The 16559-nt window shown below is 63.6% G+C and carries 15 protein-coding genes; 2 read left to right on the forward strand and 13 right to left on the reverse strand.

Going from position 1 to position 16559, the window contains the following annotated elements:
* Nucleotides 1-94: 94 nt before the first annotated feature.
* Both ABXS05_RS04440 and ABXS05_RS04445 read right to left on the reverse strand, forming a co-directional pair.
* Nucleotides 95-1117: an LLM class flavin-dependent oxidoreductase gene (locus ABXS05_RS04440; protein ID WP_367623068.1), complete on the reverse strand. Its 1023-nt coding sequence runs from the start codon at nt 1115-1117 to the stop codon at nt 95-97.
* 298 nt (nt 1118-1415) lie between these two features.
* Complete coding sequence (locus ABXS05_RS04445) at nt 1416-2069, reverse strand: glutathione S-transferase family protein (protein ID WP_367623069.1); 654 nt, start codon at nt 2067-2069, stop codon at nt 1416-1418.
* 740 nt (nt 2070-2809) lie between these two features.
* Between ABXS05_RS04445 and ABXS05_RS04450 the strand changes: the two genes are divergently transcribed.
* The gene (locus ABXS05_RS04450; protein ID WP_367623070.1) at nt 2810-3154 is read left to right on the forward strand and encodes a DMT family transporter; all 345 of its coding nucleotides are present in this window, start codon (nt 2810-2812) and stop codon (nt 3152-3154) included.
* A 78-nt stretch (nt 3155-3232) separates the two neighbouring features.
* Here ABXS05_RS04450 and ABXS05_RS04455 read toward each other — a convergent pair whose 3' ends face one another.
* The 3 genes from ABXS05_RS04455 to ABXS05_RS04465 all read right to left on the reverse strand — a co-directional run bounded on the left by ABXS05_RS04455 (nt 3233) and on the right by ABXS05_RS04465 (nt 5614).
* Nucleotides 3233-4051 (reverse strand): enoyl-CoA hydratase, encoded by an 819-nt coding sequence (locus ABXS05_RS04455; RefSeq protein WP_367623071.1) that lies wholly within the window; start codon nt 4049-4051, stop codon nt 3233-3235.
* Between the two features lie 71 nt (nt 4052-4122).
* Complete coding sequence (locus ABXS05_RS04460; protein ID WP_367623072.1) at nt 4123-4809, reverse strand: class I SAM-dependent methyltransferase; 687 nt, start codon at nt 4807-4809, stop codon at nt 4123-4125.
* 388 nt (nt 4810-5197) lie between these two features.
* A complete protein-coding gene (locus ABXS05_RS04465) occupies nt 5198-5614 on the reverse strand; it encodes a DUF2000 domain-containing protein (RefSeq protein ID WP_311935109.1) in 417 nt (138 codons plus the stop codon).
* 128 nt (nt 5615-5742) lie between these two features.
* Here ABXS05_RS04465 and ABXS05_RS04470 point away from each other — a divergent pair, with 128 nt between their 5' ends.
* Nucleotides 5743-6225: an Lrp/AsnC family transcriptional regulator gene (locus tag ABXS05_RS04470; RefSeq protein ID WP_311935111.1), complete on the forward strand. Its 483-nt coding sequence runs from the start codon at nt 5743-5745 to the stop codon at nt 6223-6225.
* Between the two features lie 66 nt (nt 6226-6291).
* Here ABXS05_RS04470 and ABXS05_RS04475 read toward each other — a convergent pair whose 3' ends face one another.
* From ABXS05_RS04475 to speB, 8 genes are all read right to left on the reverse strand, one after another.
* Nucleotides 6292-6636, reverse strand: a complete 345-nt coding sequence (locus ABXS05_RS04475) for a RidA family protein (RefSeq protein WP_311935112.1) — start codon at nt 6634-6636, stop codon at nt 6292-6294.
* A 25-nt stretch (nt 6637-6661) separates the two neighbouring features.
* Nucleotides 6662-8446 carry an alanine racemase gene (locus ABXS05_RS04480; RefSeq protein ID WP_311935114.1) on the reverse strand — a complete coding sequence of 595 codons (1785 nt, stop codon included), beginning with the start codon at nt 8444-8446 and terminating at the stop codon, nt 6662-6664.
* A 4-nt stretch (nt 8447-8450) separates the two neighbouring features.
* Nucleotides 8451-9698, reverse strand: coding sequence for a D-amino acid dehydrogenase (locus tag ABXS05_RS04485; RefSeq protein WP_367623073.1), 1248 nt, complete (start codon nt 9696-9698; stop codon nt 8451-8453).
* An 89-nt stretch (nt 9699-9787) separates the two neighbouring features.
* On the reverse strand, nt 9788-10804 hold the full coding sequence (locus tag ABXS05_RS04490) for a C45 family autoproteolytic acyltransferase/hydrolase (protein ID WP_311935120.1): 1017 nt from the start codon (nt 10802-10804) through the stop codon (nt 9788-9790).
* 8 nt (nt 10805-10812) lie between these two features.
* A complete protein-coding gene (locus ABXS05_RS04495) occupies nt 10813-12267 on the reverse strand; it encodes a biotin carboxylase (RefSeq protein ID WP_367623074.1) in 1455 nt (484 codons plus the stop codon).
* 90 nt (nt 12268-12357) lie between these two features.
* Nucleotides 12358-13803 (reverse strand): aldehyde dehydrogenase family protein, encoded by a 1446-nt coding sequence (locus ABXS05_RS04500; protein ID WP_367623075.1) that lies wholly within the window; start codon nt 13801-13803, stop codon nt 12358-12360.
* A gap of 8 nt (nt 13804-13811) precedes the next feature.
* Nucleotides 13812-15434 carry a 5-guanidino-2-oxopentanoate decarboxylase gene (locus ABXS05_RS04505; protein ID WP_367623076.1) on the reverse strand — a complete coding sequence of 541 codons (1623 nt, stop codon included), beginning with the start codon at nt 15432-15434 and terminating at the stop codon, nt 13812-13814.
* Between the two features lie 109 nt (nt 15435-15543).
* Entirely contained in the window at nt 15544-16503 is a 960-nt protein-coding gene (gene speB, locus ABXS05_RS04510) for an agmatinase (RefSeq protein ID WP_367623077.1), read from the reverse strand.
* Nucleotides 16504-16559 lie beyond the last annotated feature (56 nt).

The raw sequence follows: 16559 nt of genomic DNA on the forward strand, positions 1-16559 counted from the left end.
GAAATTCGGATAATGCACCCGCCAAACCTGTTTGGCGGGTGCTCTTTTTGGAACAACGCCCGATTGCGGCCCTTACAACAACGGCCTGTCCTGCTCACCGCCAGCCGAGCGCAGGCGCGACCTCGGTCAAGATCGTCTCGATGACATGGGCATTGTAGGCGACGCCGAGCTGGTTGGGCACGGTGAGGAGCAGCGTATCGGCCTCGGCGATCGCTTCGTCCTGCTTGAGCTGCTCGATGAGCACCTCGGGCTCCGCGGCATAGCTGCGTCCGAAGATCGCGCGCGTCCGCTCGTCGATGAAGCCGATCTGGTCCTCTCCATCGCCTCCCCGGCCAAAATACATCCGGTCCTCGTCATTCATCAGCGCGAAGATGCTGCGGCTGACGGAGACCCGGGGCTCGCGCGCATGGCCGGCCTCCTTCCATGCCGCCCGATAGGCGCGGATCTGCTTGGCCTGCTGGATATGGAAGGCCTCGCCCGTCTCGTCGTTCTTCAGGGTCGAGCTCTGCAGGTTCATGCCCAGCCTGGCGGCCCAGACCGCGGTTGCATCCGATGAGGCGCCCCACCAGATCCGCTCGCGCAAGCCTTCCGAATGCGGCTCGAGGCGCAGCAGGCCCGGCGGATTGGGAAACATCGGCCGTGGATTGGGCTGCGCGAATCCTTCTCCACGCAGCAGGTTCAGAAAGACCTCGGCATGCTGGCGGCCCATGTCGGCATCGCTCTTGCCCTCCGCGGGCTGGTAGCCGAAATAGCGCCAGCCATCGATCACCTGCTCGGGCGAGCCGCGGCTGATGCCGAGTTGCAGGCGCCCTCCTGCGATGAGATCGGCGGAACCGGCATCCTCGACCATGTAGAACGGGTTCTCGTAGCGCATGTCGATCACGGCGGTGCCGATCTCGATGCGCTTGGTCCGGGCACCGACGGCCGCCAGCAAGGGGAAAGGCGAAGCGAGCTGGCGCGCGAAGTGATGGACGCGAAAATAGGCGCCATCCGCCCCCAATTCCTCCGCCGCGACGGCCAGATCGATCGACTGCAGCAACGTATCGGCAGCAGATCGCGTTTGCGATTGACCTGATGGTGTCCAGTGCCCGAACGAAAGAAAACCGATCTTCTTCATGCGAAATGTCTGCCTGCTGAATGCCCAGATGCGTCCGGCAGCGGGAAAAAGGGGCCGGCGCGTTTCAGATATAGGGACTCCAGATCCATTTCAGCAGCCCCCTACCCGAACCGGATGACCAGTCGGAGACCCGTAACGGCAAATGGGCCTCATCAAGAAGACAGACCTCATCCGGCGATCTCGAACCGGCTTTGCACGCTGACGCTTTTTGCGATTTGGCGGAATCGCCGACAATCGCAAAGACGCGTCGAACCAAAGAGTGAGAGCAAACGGCGTTTCCGTCTGAACGCGTTTTGCTCTAATGCTCCCACCCCTGATTGAACGGGAAACGCTCCGCCCAGAGGGCCGTCAGCCGGGGATCTGCATCCACCCGGCGTATTGTCTCCGCCAGACCGGGTGCGGCCTCATAGAAGCGCCGCCGCCCGGGCAACCAGCGTGAGGCCGTTGCCACATAGAGGTCGAGAACCGATAGATCCTCGCCGAGGAGATACTTTCCCGGACGCAATTGTGCCCCCATCAATTCCCAGCAGCGGGCGATGCGGTCGAACAAACGAGCCTTGAGGCCGGTGTGGTGCTCGGCGTGGTCGAGGATGCGAGAAGGATTATCGGCGACCCAATAGAGGGCATAGATGGCCGAAGACACGAAGGTCATCCAACGCAGGAACGTCGGCCGCGCCGGCTCGGTCAATGCCGGCGCTAGCCGTGCGTCGGGATAGCGATCGGCCAACCAGATCAGGATCGCGGCGCTTTCGCTTATCACCTCCCCCGTCGGCAGTGCCAGGGCCGGCACCTGCAGCATGGGATTGATAGGGGCGAGTTTGTCTGCCTCCTCTTGCCCTTCCCAGGGAGAACATTCCTGCACGCGATAAGGCAATTCGAGTAGGTCGAGAGCCGCCTCGATCGGAACCGATCCTGAGCCGGCTGCTCCATAGACGACGAACGCCTCGGTCACCGCTTTTCTCCTCCCAGGACACGCCCAAGCGCCGGCCAACAAACTCACATGGCCCGAATCAAGACTCAGGATTCATGGATTCCGGAGTGCCTTCATTGAGAGGATTTGCCAATATCTTGGGCTCCAACGGAAGATATTCTGGGTTTTAAGCTCAAAAAAGGGGCATTTCCGGGCCAGTTTCTGCCCTTTTGACCTCGAGCTCTTTACATCCCCGGCCATCGCCGCCATGCTCAAAGGGTTCGCAACCCACGAAAGGAGGTGATCCAGTGTCTAACCTTACGAAGATCCTGGAAATTTGCGCTGGCTCAGCCAAGGTGGTCTCCGCCACTTGACGTTCCAGCTACCGAAAATCTGGATCATCCCCGGATGAAATAGGGTGAGCGCTTCGGTGCTCCCGTCATCCGCAAGAACCGGCCGGCGCGCGAAGCAATTCGCGCGCCGGTGCCGTTTTAGAGCCTCGTTGCTCCCCTCGCTGACACCCCCAGGGCAAGATCGATGCGGCCTTCTTTGAGAGCGCGGGCATGCTGCCGCCACCTCGAAGCATCTTGTTCGCCGAGACGAGGAGCGCACGCCCTCCTCCGCCTCTCGAACGGCACTCCCCCGGACGCATGGTCGCAGAACGGTTCCACGGCAGGGCCGATCCTTTACAGAAGAAGGCGCCTTGGCTATCGCAGGTCTCGCGGCCCTGCCCCGCGCTCCCCAACGCAGCGTCGGCGACGCACCTTTCCGAGGACCTCCCATTGAGCCCAGCCGTCACGACCTACGCAGCCCTGGTGATCGCCGTGGTTCTCGAAATCATCGCCACCTCGCTCCTCAAGGCCTCGGAGCAGTTCACCCGGTTGTGGCCGACGGTGATGATGGGGCTGTGCTATATGGCCGCCTTCTATTTCCTCTCCTATACGCTGCGCACCATGCCGGTCGGCATCGCCTACGCGCTATGGAGCGGCATCGGCATCGTGCTGATCTCGCTGGTCGGCTTCGTCGCCTTCAACCAGTCGCTCGACTTGCCGGCCGTCATCGGCATCGGCCTGATTCTCGCCGGTGTGGTGATCATCAACCTGATGTCGAAATCGATCAGCCACTAGGGCGTTTTGAGATTTGGCGGAATCACCAAGAATCGCAATGCGTTTCCGTCTAGACGACGCGCTCTGCTCCTGGCGAGTTCAAGCGCCCCACCGTGCAGGCCGCTTCGCCAGGAAGGCCTCGACGCCCTCGGCAGCATCCTCCTCCATCATGTTCCGCGCCATCACCTCGCCGGCAAAGCCGTAGGCCTCGCCAAGCGCCATCTGGCGCTGGCGGTAGAACATCTGCTTGCCATAGCGCACCGCTGTGGGGCTCTTGGCCAGGATATCCGCCGTCTTGGCCGCAATGGCGGCATCGAGGTCTGCTTCGGCCACCGCCTGGTTGATCAGGCCCCAATCTGCCGCCGTTTCAGCATCGATGAAGCGGCCGGTCACCAGCATGTCGAAGGCGCGCTTGGCCGAGACATTGCGCGAGAGGGCAACCGCCGGCGTCGAGCAGAACAGCCCGACATTGATGCCGGAAACAGCAAAGCGCGCCGCCTGCGAAGCGATGGCGAGATCGCAACTCGCCACCAGCTGGCATCCCGCCGCCGTGGCAATGCCATGCACGCGGGCGATCACCGGCACAGGCAGCGCCTGGATTGCCTGCATCACCCGGCTGCATTGCGCGAACAGGGCCTGATAATAATCGAGCCGACGGTTGGCATGCATCTGGCGCAGATCATGCCCGGCACAGAAGGCCTTGCCGTTCGCCGCCAGGACGACGCAGCGTATGGTGCGGTCACCAGCGATCGCGTCGAGTGCCTGCTGCAGCGCCTCCAGCATACCCTCGGAGAGCGCATTGAACTGCTGCGGCCGATTGAGGGTGAGAGTCGTCACCCCACCTTTGTCCTCTCGCAGCAGGATCGGCTCCGAGGGACGCTCCAACGGCGCGTTCTGGATCGAGACGGCGACAGTCATGGCAACACTCCGCAACAGGGCGGCCAGTCTACGCGCTCGGCCGCCACGCCCGCAATGTCAGACTGGTTTTCTCAGGCCGGCTTGCGGATACGCAGAACGGTGAACAGGCGCGCGGGCGCCACTTCACGGCGCTCGAGCAGCTGCGCCTCGGGGCGGCTGGCCAGCCAGTCGGTCATCACCGCATAGGGGAAATAAGGCCGCCAGCCGAGCCAGCCGCCCGCGCCGATCAGCGCCTTCTCCGCCCGTACGCGCCAGCCGTCCTCGGCCGAGAAATGGTTGAGAATGATCATCTCGCCGCCCGGCCGGGTTACCCGCCACATTTCCTCGAGCACTTGCTGGGGCGAAGGCGCCACGCTGAGAAGATAGGGCGCCAGCACCACGTCGAAGCGGCCTTCCTGGAATTCCAGGGCCTGCGCGTCCATCACCCTGAGGGCCTTGACCTGGTCGAGCCCCTTGCGCTTGACCCGTTCGCGGGCAATATCGAGCATGGGGCGGGCGAGATCGATGCCGAGGATGCGCAGATTATCCGGCATCAGCGCAAGCTCGAGGCCCGTGCCGACACCCGCGACCAGCACCTCGCCATTGTTGCCGGCGGCCTGGGCGACGGCCCGCGCCGCCGCCAGGCGCCCGGGATGGAACGGCCAATCGAAGAAGAGGTCGTAGAAACGAGCCCAACGATAATAGGTGCGTGCGTAGGACGGCTCCGCGGCCGTATTGCTGTCTCTCCCAGCCCATTCCATCGGGAAAAGCCCTTTCACCTTGCCGACCACGGCACCACCCGGCCCAGCCGAAAGGTGTTCATGATCTTTGGCGCAAAACGTGCTTCGTTGAAAACGACGCCTTGCCGCCCCCTTGTTTCGACGTCTCACCGATTAAGCCAAATCGCAAGACGCTTTCGCGGGTGATGACCGGTTCCGTCCGGCGCCCGCCTCCCGAGCCGAATGCCGATTTCCGAGGCATCCGAATGGCGCCTCCTGCACGACGGCATGGCACCTAGTCTGTTTACGCCTCTTTCTTTTCAAAATATGCCGCGGAGAGTCAAGGATTCGAATGCTCGCCCTGCCGATGCAATGTCGCAGCCCGGCCGATTATTGGAAAACTCGCAGAGTCATCTGCAGTTCCCTGTCGAGACTGCCGCCGCCCGGCTCAGCGCAGGAGCTTCAGCGATCCGGTCAGTGAGCGGATCCATTTCGTGGGACCCGCAAGGCCGAGGCCATCGACCTCCTCCTCGGCGAGATCTCGCGCGGGCATGGAGATGCCATAGTCGGCGAACACATGCAGACTGCGGGCAAAGGCGGGAAAGGGCACCACTGCCCGTTCATCGGCGGCAGGCAGTGCCTTGAGCATGATCGCGCGGATGGTTTCACCATCCGCCTGCAGCACGGGCACGGGCCGATTGGCGCTGACGTCGATGCGCCGCGCCTGACGGTCGGCGAGCTGGGTCGCCCCCAGCACCGGCATCCGGGCTCCGAGACCAACACAGACAGCGCCGACAGTATTGGCAACCAGGCCAATCGGCAGAGCGGGGTTGACGATGATGGCCAGGCGAATGTCGTCGCTCACGGAAGTCTCCTCGCTGATCTCGAAGAGGCAGGGATAGCGCAATTCCGCCGACCAATTTTACCTTTCTGTTCTATATTTTTGATAATTTTGGTAGCTCGTACCCCATTTTCTATATCACTAGGTAGATCATGCCTCATCCTGACCTTGAACCCGCCGATACCCGAATCCTGATAGCCTTGCAGGAGGATGGGCGTCTCACCAATCAGGACCTGGCCGACAAGGTCGGACTCTCGACCTCGCCCTGCTGGCGACGCGTACGAAAATTGGAAGAGGACGGCGTCATCCAGGGCTACAAGGCCGTGCTGGACCGCCGCAGGCTTGGGCTCGGCGTGCTCGCCTTTATTCGCGTCAAGATCGACAGCCACAGCGAGGCGGAAGCCGAGGCCTTCTCCAACGAGGTCCTGCGGCTTGAGGAGGTCATAGCCTGCTATTCGATCGCCGGCGACGCCGACTTCCTGCTGCAGGTCGTAGCGACGGATCTCGACGCCTATGCGCAATTCGCCATGGCCACCGTACGCCGCCTGCCCCGCATCAAGGAAATGCAGACGACCTTCGTGCTCAAGGAAATCAAGCCGCTCCGTTCCCTGCCGGTCGGGCTGGCGGCACCTTGAAGCCTGCTTGTCTCATCCGGTTTGCAAGCCTCCCGCCGATGCCGGGCACGGGCGGGAGGAACTGCTTTAGACGACTGCGCTGACTTGAATCTCGACCAGCAGTTCGGGCGCGGCCAGGCGCGCTTCCACCGTGGCGCGCACCGGCAAATTGTCCTTGTCGACCCATTGGTCCCAGACTTCGTTCATCTGGTCGAAATGGGCGATGTCCCGCAGCCAGATGCTGGCGCTGATCAATTTGGACTTGGAGGTGCCGGCCTCGGCCAGCAGCGCGTCGATCTGGGCAAGAATGTCGCTGGTCTGGCCGACCGTATCGGCGGTCTCATCGCGGCCGGTGATGCCGGCGGTGGTGATGATACCGTTGACGATGACGGCCTCGCAGAACCGCTTGCCGGGGTGCAGACGCCTGATCATGGAAGTCTCCTGTTGGGATGAGCGTTCAGAGAATGGTCTTGCCGAAAGCCGAGAGGATGAAATTGGCGCATTCGGCACCGATGGTGGGGGGCAGATCGCTATCGATGCCCGAGACGCTGAGCGAGCGCAGCCGAGCGCTGAGCGCCGCCATTTCCATGGCCGAATGGGTCTCGCGCACAGTGATGCCGCCGATGCCGCCACTCCAATCCGACATGTCGGTGGCGGTCGGCGAGTAGCACAGGTGAAAGCCTCGCGTGCCGGCACAGGCGATGGCGATCGCCTCGCGCATGGCATGGCGCAGACCAACCGCGTCTATCTCTGCCATCGTGAAGATGCGCATACGCGAGGCCTTCAGCGCCTCAACCTCCAGCGGATCGGCTTCGCGCAGGCCGAGAAGAACCACGTTTTCCGCCGTGATATGAGGCGGCAGACGGGCGAGCAGATGCCGCAGCACCGCGTTCTCCGCAGGCTTTGCCTCCCCCACGTCCGGCATCATCGCCGCGTCGGAATCGATCCAGATCAGCCCCAGCGCATCGTAGCGGCGTCCGGCCGTCTCGATGAAGGGCATGATGTCGGCTCGCCTTGCGCCGGTGGACAGCACGATAGATGCCTGCGCTCCACCTGCCTCGAAACCGAGCCGCTCGATGCGTGCGGCGACATTATGGGCAGAAAGCACCGCGCCGCCGACCTCATCCGTTTCGACCGCATAACTCCGGCTCTGCCCCTGCTCCATCACGTCCCGCATCGGAACCTTCTCCACATATTCCGACGTCATCACCGTCAGCAGCGCACCATAGTTCAGCCGGAAGCTGACATCCTCGCCCACCTTGAGCGGCGGATCGGCCTCGGTGAGGTCGAGCACCAGATGGTCGCTGGAGGCCCCCAGCACCCTCACGCCGGCCCTAGTCGGCATCAGGCCCTCGGCGATGACATCCTCGCGCCCGATATTGGCGATGCCCCTCAGGCGGTCGCCCTCGTCGATGAAGACGGGTACGTTGCCGAAGGCGTCGATGCCGGATTTGCCGATCGGCATGGATGGCTTCACTTTCACTTCCAGCAATTCGCCGGTGAGTTCGAAGGCATCGCGATCGAGCGCCTCCCAGGGCTGTTCCAGGAAAGTGTCGCGGCCGCCCTGCAGGATGGCCTCGCCGATCCTCAGATTGTTGACGCCCGCCGGCATGCCGCCCGCCAGCAGCAAAGGCAATGAGGAGGAGTTGCCGCCCGACACCCAGTCGAGATGCCGTCCGGTGACGCTTTCGACCTTGTAGGCATGGGCCACCAGCTGGTCGAGATTCTCTTTGGTCGGAATGATGGCGCCGAAACAGGTGAGATTGGTGCCGACGCCGGCAATGCGTATGCCCGGCAATTCCATCACCGCTTCCACCGTCGGGATCAGGTCGCTCGGCCAGATCCCTTCCCGGAGATCGCCGAGATCCACCATCAGGATGACGTCGTGCACCCGCCCCAGCCGCTCGGCCACGCGCGAAATCTCGCGCATCAGCTGGAGTTCCGATTGCAGGCTGATGTCGACCGTGCGCACCAATTCCTCGACCCGCGAGGATGGCGGACTGCGCAGCAGCATGATCGGGCAATCGATGCCGGCATCGCGCAGGCGGCGAATGTTCTCGAAGCGCGACTCTGCAATGCCGGCCACGCCGCCGCGCAGCATGGCACGCGCCACCTGTGGCATGCCGCAGGTGCCCTTGGTCACGCCGAACGGCGTGATGCCTGCTTTGGCGCAGGTTTCGACGATGGTGCGGGCATTGTGCTCGATCCTGGCGAGATCGATGGCAATCTGAGGATCCGGCATCGCTTCAGTTCCGGTAGAGCAGGCCTGTGGTGTCGATCTCCGGGCGGCGCCCGGCGACAAGGTCTGCGGTGAGCTTTCCCGAGCCGCAGGCCATCGTCCAGCCGACATGGCCGTGGCCGGTATCGAGATAGAGATTGGCGTAGCGCGCCCGGCCATGCACCGGCACCGAACCCGGCATCATCGGCCTGAGGCCAGCCCAGAGCACGGCCTTGCTCTCGTCGATCGCGCCGGGAAAAAGATCGTGCGCCGTCTTGAACATGGTGGTGAAGTCAGCCGGCTTGTGGCTTCGGTCATAGCCGGCGAATTCGGCGGTGGAGGCGATACGCAGCCGGTTGCCGAGGCGCGAATAGGCGATCAGCCGGTCCTCGTCGACCCCGCCCATGGTCGGTCCCTTGTCGTCGTCGACCGGGATGGTGGCGGTATAGCCCTTCACCGGATAGACGGGCACGTCGATGCCGATCTTGCGGGCAAGCAGCGAGCTTTCGGGCCCGAGCGACACCACCACGGCATCGCAGGCCACCGGCCCCTGGTCGGTCAGCACGGCCTTCACCCGGTCGCCCTCGACATCGAGGCCGGTCACCGTGGTGTTGAAGCGGAATTGCACGCCATGCCGCTCACGCGCAAGTTCGGCAAGGCCGCGGGTGAACAGGCAGGAATCGCCGGTCTGGTCCATCGGCGAATAGACGCCGCCGGCGATCTGGTGCTTGACGGCGGCGAGGCCCGGCTCCAGCGCGACCAGGCGCTCCCTGTCGACGATCTCGATCTTCAGACCGCGTTCGGCGATGTAGCCCATATGCTTGGCGCCGGCCTCAAGGCTCTGCTGCGAACGATAGAAGTAGAGAATGCCCTTGCGCTTGTCGTCATAGGCAAGGCCCGTTTCGTCCTGCAGCACGTTGATGCATTCGCGGGCGTAGAAAGCGAGCCTGAGCTTCACTTCCGTGTTCGCATTGGCGCGGGCCTGCGTGCATTGCAGCAGGAAGCGCCAGGTCCAGGCCAGGAAATTCGGATCGAGGTTGAAACGGACCTTGATGCCCATGTCGGGCTTGTAGAGCGACTTGATGAAGGTCACGAGCGCGGCCGGCGACGCCCAGGCGGTCGAGTCGCCCGGCGATACAAGACCGGCATTGCTCTGGCTGGTCCCGCAGGCGACATCGGCATGCCGCTCGATCAGCGTGACTTCGTGGCCGTCCTTTGCCAGATACCAGGCCGCAGCCGTACCGACGACACCGCCCCCCAGAACGACAACCCTCATTACGCCTCCCCTACGGAGTTTTCCTCCGTATTATCAACTTATTATCGCACCAGGTGGATCTTATTCCTTATCCTTGGCAGGAGACGCGGTCAGCTCACAGTCCCCTGCTTGAAGGTCGGCGCGAAACCACCGGAATCGCCGTCATTGAAGCGAATGACGCGCGCCTCCTCCTGGAACTCGGCACAGGACTGCCGCCAGATCACCCCGGGCCAAACCAGTTCGACCGAAGCGTCCTGCGGCCGATAGAGCGCCGTATAGAGCGTGCCGTAGCCTCTGCCATACGAGGTCTGGTAGACGGGCGGGCGCAGGAAGCCGGCCAGGACGTTCTCGGTGCTCTGGTGTATGGCCAGCGCCTTCTCCAGCGCCGCCTCCCGTTCCACCGATTTGGTGGTCTGGGCATGGCGCGCCCATTCCACGCCATGCTGGTGGTTGGTGCTGACGCGCTTGGCCACCACCTCGGCCGGACGGTCGGGATTGACATAGACGGTGGCGTGATGACCTTCGCGATCGATCAGCGCCACCGAATAGGACATGTGCACCGGGATGCGCCGCAGCATCTCGATCGCCTCTGCGGTATCAGAGGCGAATTCCAGCACATAGCGCAGCACGATCGGAATACCGAAGCCCGGTCCTGCCGCGGTCCGCCCACCGAAGGAGAGCGAGACGGCAAGACCATCCTCGTTGATGCCGTCGAGCACGCCCCACAGGCAATCGACCACCGCCACCACCCGCTTGCCGTTGAGGCGGGTGGCGAGCCACGAGCCCTCCAGCAGGCGCGGGCTGTAGTCGTAATTGCGGATGAGTGCCGGTTCGGGATCGGTGATGATCGCTTGGGAGCAACCGCCGACATAAACAGGCGGGCACCACATCGACAGGAAGCGGGCTTCCAGGTCGCCGTCGCCTGCCGCAGACACGATCGCCTCATAGGCCGGCAGAAGCTCAGGCATATGGGCACGCATCGCCTTCAGGCTTGCCAGATAGGTCGGGCGAGCCCTGATGCCGTCCCGCATGAACCAGCGGCTATAGGCATGCCAATGACGATCGAACAGCTGGCGCCATTTGGCACCGGGCTGGTCCTCGTCCACGGCTTCGAACAGGAGATCCATGATCGCGCTTACAGGATCTTGAAGGAGCCGGACGACGGGGTGTCGTCGCGCTGGACTTCCGTCAGGGGCTTGGTGGCATAAAGCCGCTTGATGCCCTTGATCCAGTTCAGTGCCCGCTCGTTCAGGTCGAACTCGTCGTTCATCACCCTACCACGCGTGATGAGGATGCCGAGATCGGCGCCCTCATAGCGGTAATCGCCGGGTCCGGTGATGCGCAGGAAGAAGGCCTCCTGCTCGTTCTCGATCGCCTGGCGGTGATAGTCGAAGCGGTCATAGGAGACGCTGCCGTCGGGCGCCATGCGATAGATGCCCGACGAAGGCGCATGGGTGACGATATCGACGATGTTGTCGGTCGCCTTGATCACCACCTGCGACCAACTATCGATGAACTCCTTCTGGGCCCAGCGATTGTTCAGTTCCTCGACATCGATCTTGTATTTGATGCCGGAGAATTCCATCAGGTGGAACATGAACAGCGGCGCGTCGGCATAGGCGAAGGCCGCGTGATTGGTCATCGAAGAGGCGCCGCAGATGCGCGGATTGAGCTCGCCCAGATAGACCTCGTTGTCCTTGATGTCGATCAGGAAATCGAGGTCGAAATAGCCGCGATAGCCTTCCTTCACCAGCTGGTTGCCAAAGCGATAGGCCATGTCGCACGCCTTGGCGCGGATGGTCTCGGAAAAGGCGCCGGGGAAGATCTCGTTGCCGCACCAGCCGCCCTTGTAAGGCGTCAGCTCGGGTTGGCCGACGACTTCGGTGAGCAGCGGGCCGACCAGCGTGCCGGACTTGGTGGCGCAGGCTTCCATGGTGGCGCCGCGGCACTTGATCCGCTTCATGATCTTGACCTCGTCCTCGGCCGAGATCTCCTTGGCATGCTTGTTGTAGTCGTCCTCGCTGGCGATGAAGAAGGTGGTGTGGCCGCTATCGCCGAAAGCGGTCTGCACGACGAGATCGGTGCCAATACCGGCTTTCTTGGCGGCAGCCAGCAGTTCTTCATAGCTCTTGGCGCCGGCCAGTGTGTTGGGCACGGACGGCACCTTGGCCTTGTTGCCAATGCGCACTGTTTCCATCTTGTTGTCGCAGCGCTGGCGCAGCGACGCCTTGGGGAACCAAACCTCGATGCCGAGGTCGTTGCAGATCTCCTCGGTCGTCTCGTCGAACATCAGGAAGGTCGCAACCGCGCGCCCGCCGCGGCGCTTGATGTAGTCGATCACTTCCTTGTGCTGAAGAAGATAGTTGTTGATGTCCTCGATACTTTCGAATTCAGCGTGAGGGATCTCGCTGGGAACGAAGACATTGGGGTGGCGTCCGTCGAAACAGTCGATATAGCTGATGAATTTGAAGTTTCTGACCCATTCATCAATGCCGATCAGGTTGAAATTCGTCGCCGATATGAAATAGATCGGCTGCTCGTTGCGATGCATGACAACGCGCAGATCGGCGACATTCCGAATGGTCTTCATTGCGAACCCCTTATGCTTTCCTGATCTTATCTTGTGCTTCTTCTTATGCTTTTTCTTCGGCATACAGTCAGAACCTAGCAAACTTGCTCGCTATCGTGTCAAGCGCGTCGTGACGTGCTTCACCTCCAGATAGGACGACATTCCCCAGGGCCCGAGCTCGCGCCCGATGCCGCTGGCCTTGAAGCCACCCCAGGAGGTCTGCACGAAGATCGCCTGCGGACTGTTGATCCAGACATGGCCGGACTCGATCGCATCGGCGACGCGGTTGGCCTTGTCGAGGTCTTCGCTGACCACGGTGGCGACCAGGCCGAAATCGCTGTCATTGGCGAGTGCAATGGCTTCACTTTCACTGTCGAAGCTGCGCATGCACAAGACGGGACCGAAGATCTCCTCCCGCCAAAGCGGACTGTCGACGGGAACGTCCCCGAAGATGGTCGGCTCGACGAACCAGCCCTGATCCAATCCTGCCGGCTTGCCGCCACCCGTGAGCAGCTTCAATCCATCCGCCTTGCCACGCTCGATATAGGACAGCACCTTGTCATGCTGGGCCTTCATGGTGATCGGGCCGATCTGCGTCCCCGCGTCAAGCGGATCGCCCGGCTTGAGGGCACGCGCGGCCGCCACCACCGCCTCGATCAGCCTGGGCGCGATCGAGCGCTCGACCAGCAGGCGCGAAGTCGCCGAGCACATCTGGCCGGCATTGAAGAAGATGCCGCCCAGCACGCACTCCACCGCCTGGTCGAAATCGGCATCGTCGAAGACCACGATCGGCGACTTGCCCCCAAGTTCCAGGCTGACCGATTTGGTGCCGGGCGCCCCGGCCGCCATCACCCGGGCACCCACGGCATTGGAGCCTGTGAAGGAAATCTTCGCCACGTCGGGATGCACCGTCATCGGTGCCCCTACCCGCTCGCCGGTGCCCGTGATGATGTTGAGCACGCCGGGCGGCAGGCCGATCTCGGCGGCGATGACGCCAAGCTCGAGCTCGACCACCGGCGTGATCTCGGACGGCTTCAGCACCACGGTGCAACCGGCTGCCAGCGCGGGCGCCACCTTCCAGGAGGTCGTTACCAGCGGGAAATTCCAGGGCACGATCAGGCTGGCGATGCCGGCCGGCTCGCGGCGCAGGCGCGCCCCGAAGGCCGCATCCGGCACCGGTACGGTTCGGTTCTGGCTGGCCTCGAGATCGGCAGCCAGCTCAGCATAATAGGCAAAGGACGCGGCCGCATCCGCCATGTCGATGCGCGCCTCGCCGAGCGGCTTGCCATTGTTGAGCGAGGAGATGCGGGCAAGCTCCTCCGCCCTTTCGGTCAGCCTGCCGGCAATGGCCTTGAGATAGCGTCCCCGCTCACGACCCCCAGCGGCACGCCAGGCCGGGAAAGCTGCCTTCGCTGCTTCGACCGCCCTGGCGACATCGGCCGGGCCGGCAGCCGCGACCTGGTGATAAGCGGCCCCCCGATAGGGATCGAAGACCGGGATCTGCCCGGGCTCGACCGGATCCTGCCAGCGACCGTCGATGAAGAGCTGGTGCTGCATGGCCGGCCTCACTGGGCCAAGGCAAGGGCGAGCGGCGAGCCGGCCCGGATCTCGATCACCGTCGGCACCTGGCGGCCCGAGGAGGCGGTCAGTTCGCGCGTCAGTTCCTCGATGGTTTCAGGCAAAGCCGCGGCGCAGCCGAGCGCGCGGGACAGCCCGACGAAATCGGGCGTGAAGATGTCGACGCCGATCTGCGGGATGTCCCTGTCGGCCATGAAGGCCTTGATCTCGCCATAGGAGGTATTGTTCCAGATGATCACCACCGTGGCGATCTTCGCCTCCACGGCGCTCGCCATTTCCTGCAGCGAGAATTGCAGGCCGCCATCGCCGATCAGGCAGACTGAGGGCCGGTCGGGCGCACCGAGCTTGGCACCGAACGCGGCAGGCAGGCCGTAGCCGAGCGTGCCATAGCCGGTGGAGGAGTTGAAATAGGAGCGCGGCTGCGGTGCCTGGTAGAACTGGTTGACGGCATAGACCGGCTCGGTCTGGTCGCCGGCGACCACGGCTTGCGGCAGGGTGCGCGTCACGATGTCCATCAGCCTGCCATGGGTCCGGCAGGCCGGCCACAGCCCCTCCTCGACCTTGGCACGCACCGCGCTGGCACGCGCCTTGCCCTCGCCGGCCGGCCGTGCCTCGCCGAGCGCCGCGAGCAAGGCCGCAGCTGCCAGCTTGGCATCGGCGGCGATGGGCAGGTCGCAACGCAGTCCGGCGGCGAGCTGCAGCGGATCGATGTCGATGCGGATCAGCGGCCCGCCGAATTTGAGCGGCTGGGGTTCGGGATACATTTCCGTCTCGCCGAACTCGGTGCCGATGGCCAGGATCGCATCACTGGCTGCGAGTTCGGCCAGGAGCGGAGCCATGCCGAGATTGCCGTTGAGGGCTAGGGGGTGGCCGGGCTCGAGGATGCCACGACCATTGATGGTGGTGAAGACGGGCGCGTCGAGCTTGCCGGCGATCGCCGCGATTTCAGCTGCCGCATCGGCGGCCCCACCGCCCGCCACGATCAGCGGCCGCTTGGCGGCCTTGAGAATGCCGGCCGCCTTCTCGATGGCGGCGCCGCTGGCGGCAGCCTTGGCCGGCAGGGGCCAGGCCTCACTCGACAGATGATCGGCGGGTGCGACGATGACGTCGAGCGGGATCTCGATGTGCACCGGGCGCGGGCGCTGCGAATTGAACACGGTGAAGGCGCGCGCCATCACCTCGGGAAGCTGGTCGGGATCGAGCAGCGTATGGCTGAAGGCGGCGACCCCAGCCACCAGGTTGCGCTGGGAGGGCAGCTCGTGCAGCCGCCCCTGCCCCATCGCCAGCTGGTCGCGGGCATTAACCGCCGAGATGACCAGCATCGGCACCGAATCGGCATAGGCCTGGCCCATGGCGGTGGCGATATTGGTCATGCCCGGACCGGTGACGATGAAACACACGCCAGGTTTGCCCGTCACCCGGGCATAGCCGTCGGCCATGAAGCCGGCGCCCTGCTCGTGGCGCGGCGTGACGTGGCGAATCTTCGTGGCCGGCAGGCCGCGATAGAGTTCCACCGTATGCACGCCGGGTATGCCGAAGATCAGATCGACGCCATAGGACTCCAGCAGCCTGACAAGGTATTCGCCCGTGGTGAGGGACTGGCCTGACATGTGATGTACCGTTTGCAAAAGCATTTTCCAGAAAAGTCGGCAGACTTTACGATCGAGAAAATGCGTCAAGACAGGGAGCTAGGAAGAATTGCGAACTCGCAATTCGCCCCTAGGCGTTGCGCCTCTGTACGCCCGGAAGCACGCAGAGCATTTCGAACAGGAGATTGGCCGCGGTGATCGCGGTGTTGCCGGCCGGATCATAGGGTGGCGACACTTCGACGAGGTCACAGCCGACCAGGTTGAGGCCCCAGCAGCCGCGGATGATCTCGAGCGCCTGGATGGTGGTGAGGCCGCCGATTTCCGGCGTTCCCGTGCCAGGAGCGATCGAGGGATCGAGGCTGTCGATGTCGTAGGTCAGGTAGACCGGGCCGTTCCCGACCTGGGCGCGGACTTCCTCCATCAGCGGCGTCAGCGACTTGTGCCAGCACTCCTCGGCCTGCACCACGCGGAAGCCCTGCTCGCGCGGCCAGTCGAAATCGTCGGCGGCATAACCGGTGCCGCGCACGCCGATCTGCACGCAACGCTTGGTATCGAGCACGCCTGCCTCGACCGCCCGCCGGAAGGGCGTGCCATGGGCGATCGGCTCGCCGAACATATGTTCGTTGATGTCGGCATGGGCATCGACATGGATCAGGCCGACGGGGCCGTATTTCTCGGCCATGGCCCTAAGGATCGGATAGCTCAGCGTGTGGTCACCGCCCAAGGTGAGCGGCCGACAGCCATTCTTGATGATCCCCCGATAGGCATCGGTGATGATGTCGACGCATTTGGGCAGGTTGAAGGTGTCGATGGCGACGTCGCCGATGTCGGCCACCTGCAGGCTGTCGAACGGGGCGGCCCGGGTCGCCATGTTGTAGGGGCGGATCATGCAGGATTCGGTACGGATCTGCCGCGGCCCGAAGCGCGTGCCCGGCCGGTTCGAGGTCCCGATATCCATGGGGATACCGACGAAACAGGCATCGAGCCCCTCGGTGGTCGGCTGCGTCGGCAGCCGCATCATGGTGGCGGGGCCGCCGAAGCGCGGCATCTCGTTTCCACCGAGCGGCTGGTTGAAGGATCTGGCTGTCATGACTTCCTCCGATGGAGCCGGCGTTCGCCACTCCCGCGACCGCCTGCATCCTGAAC

The sequence above is a fragment of the Labrys neptuniae genome, assembly GCF_040797145.1.
Classification (GTDB): domain Bacteria; phylum Pseudomonadota; class Alphaproteobacteria; order Rhizobiales; family Labraceae; genus Labrys; species Labrys neptuniae.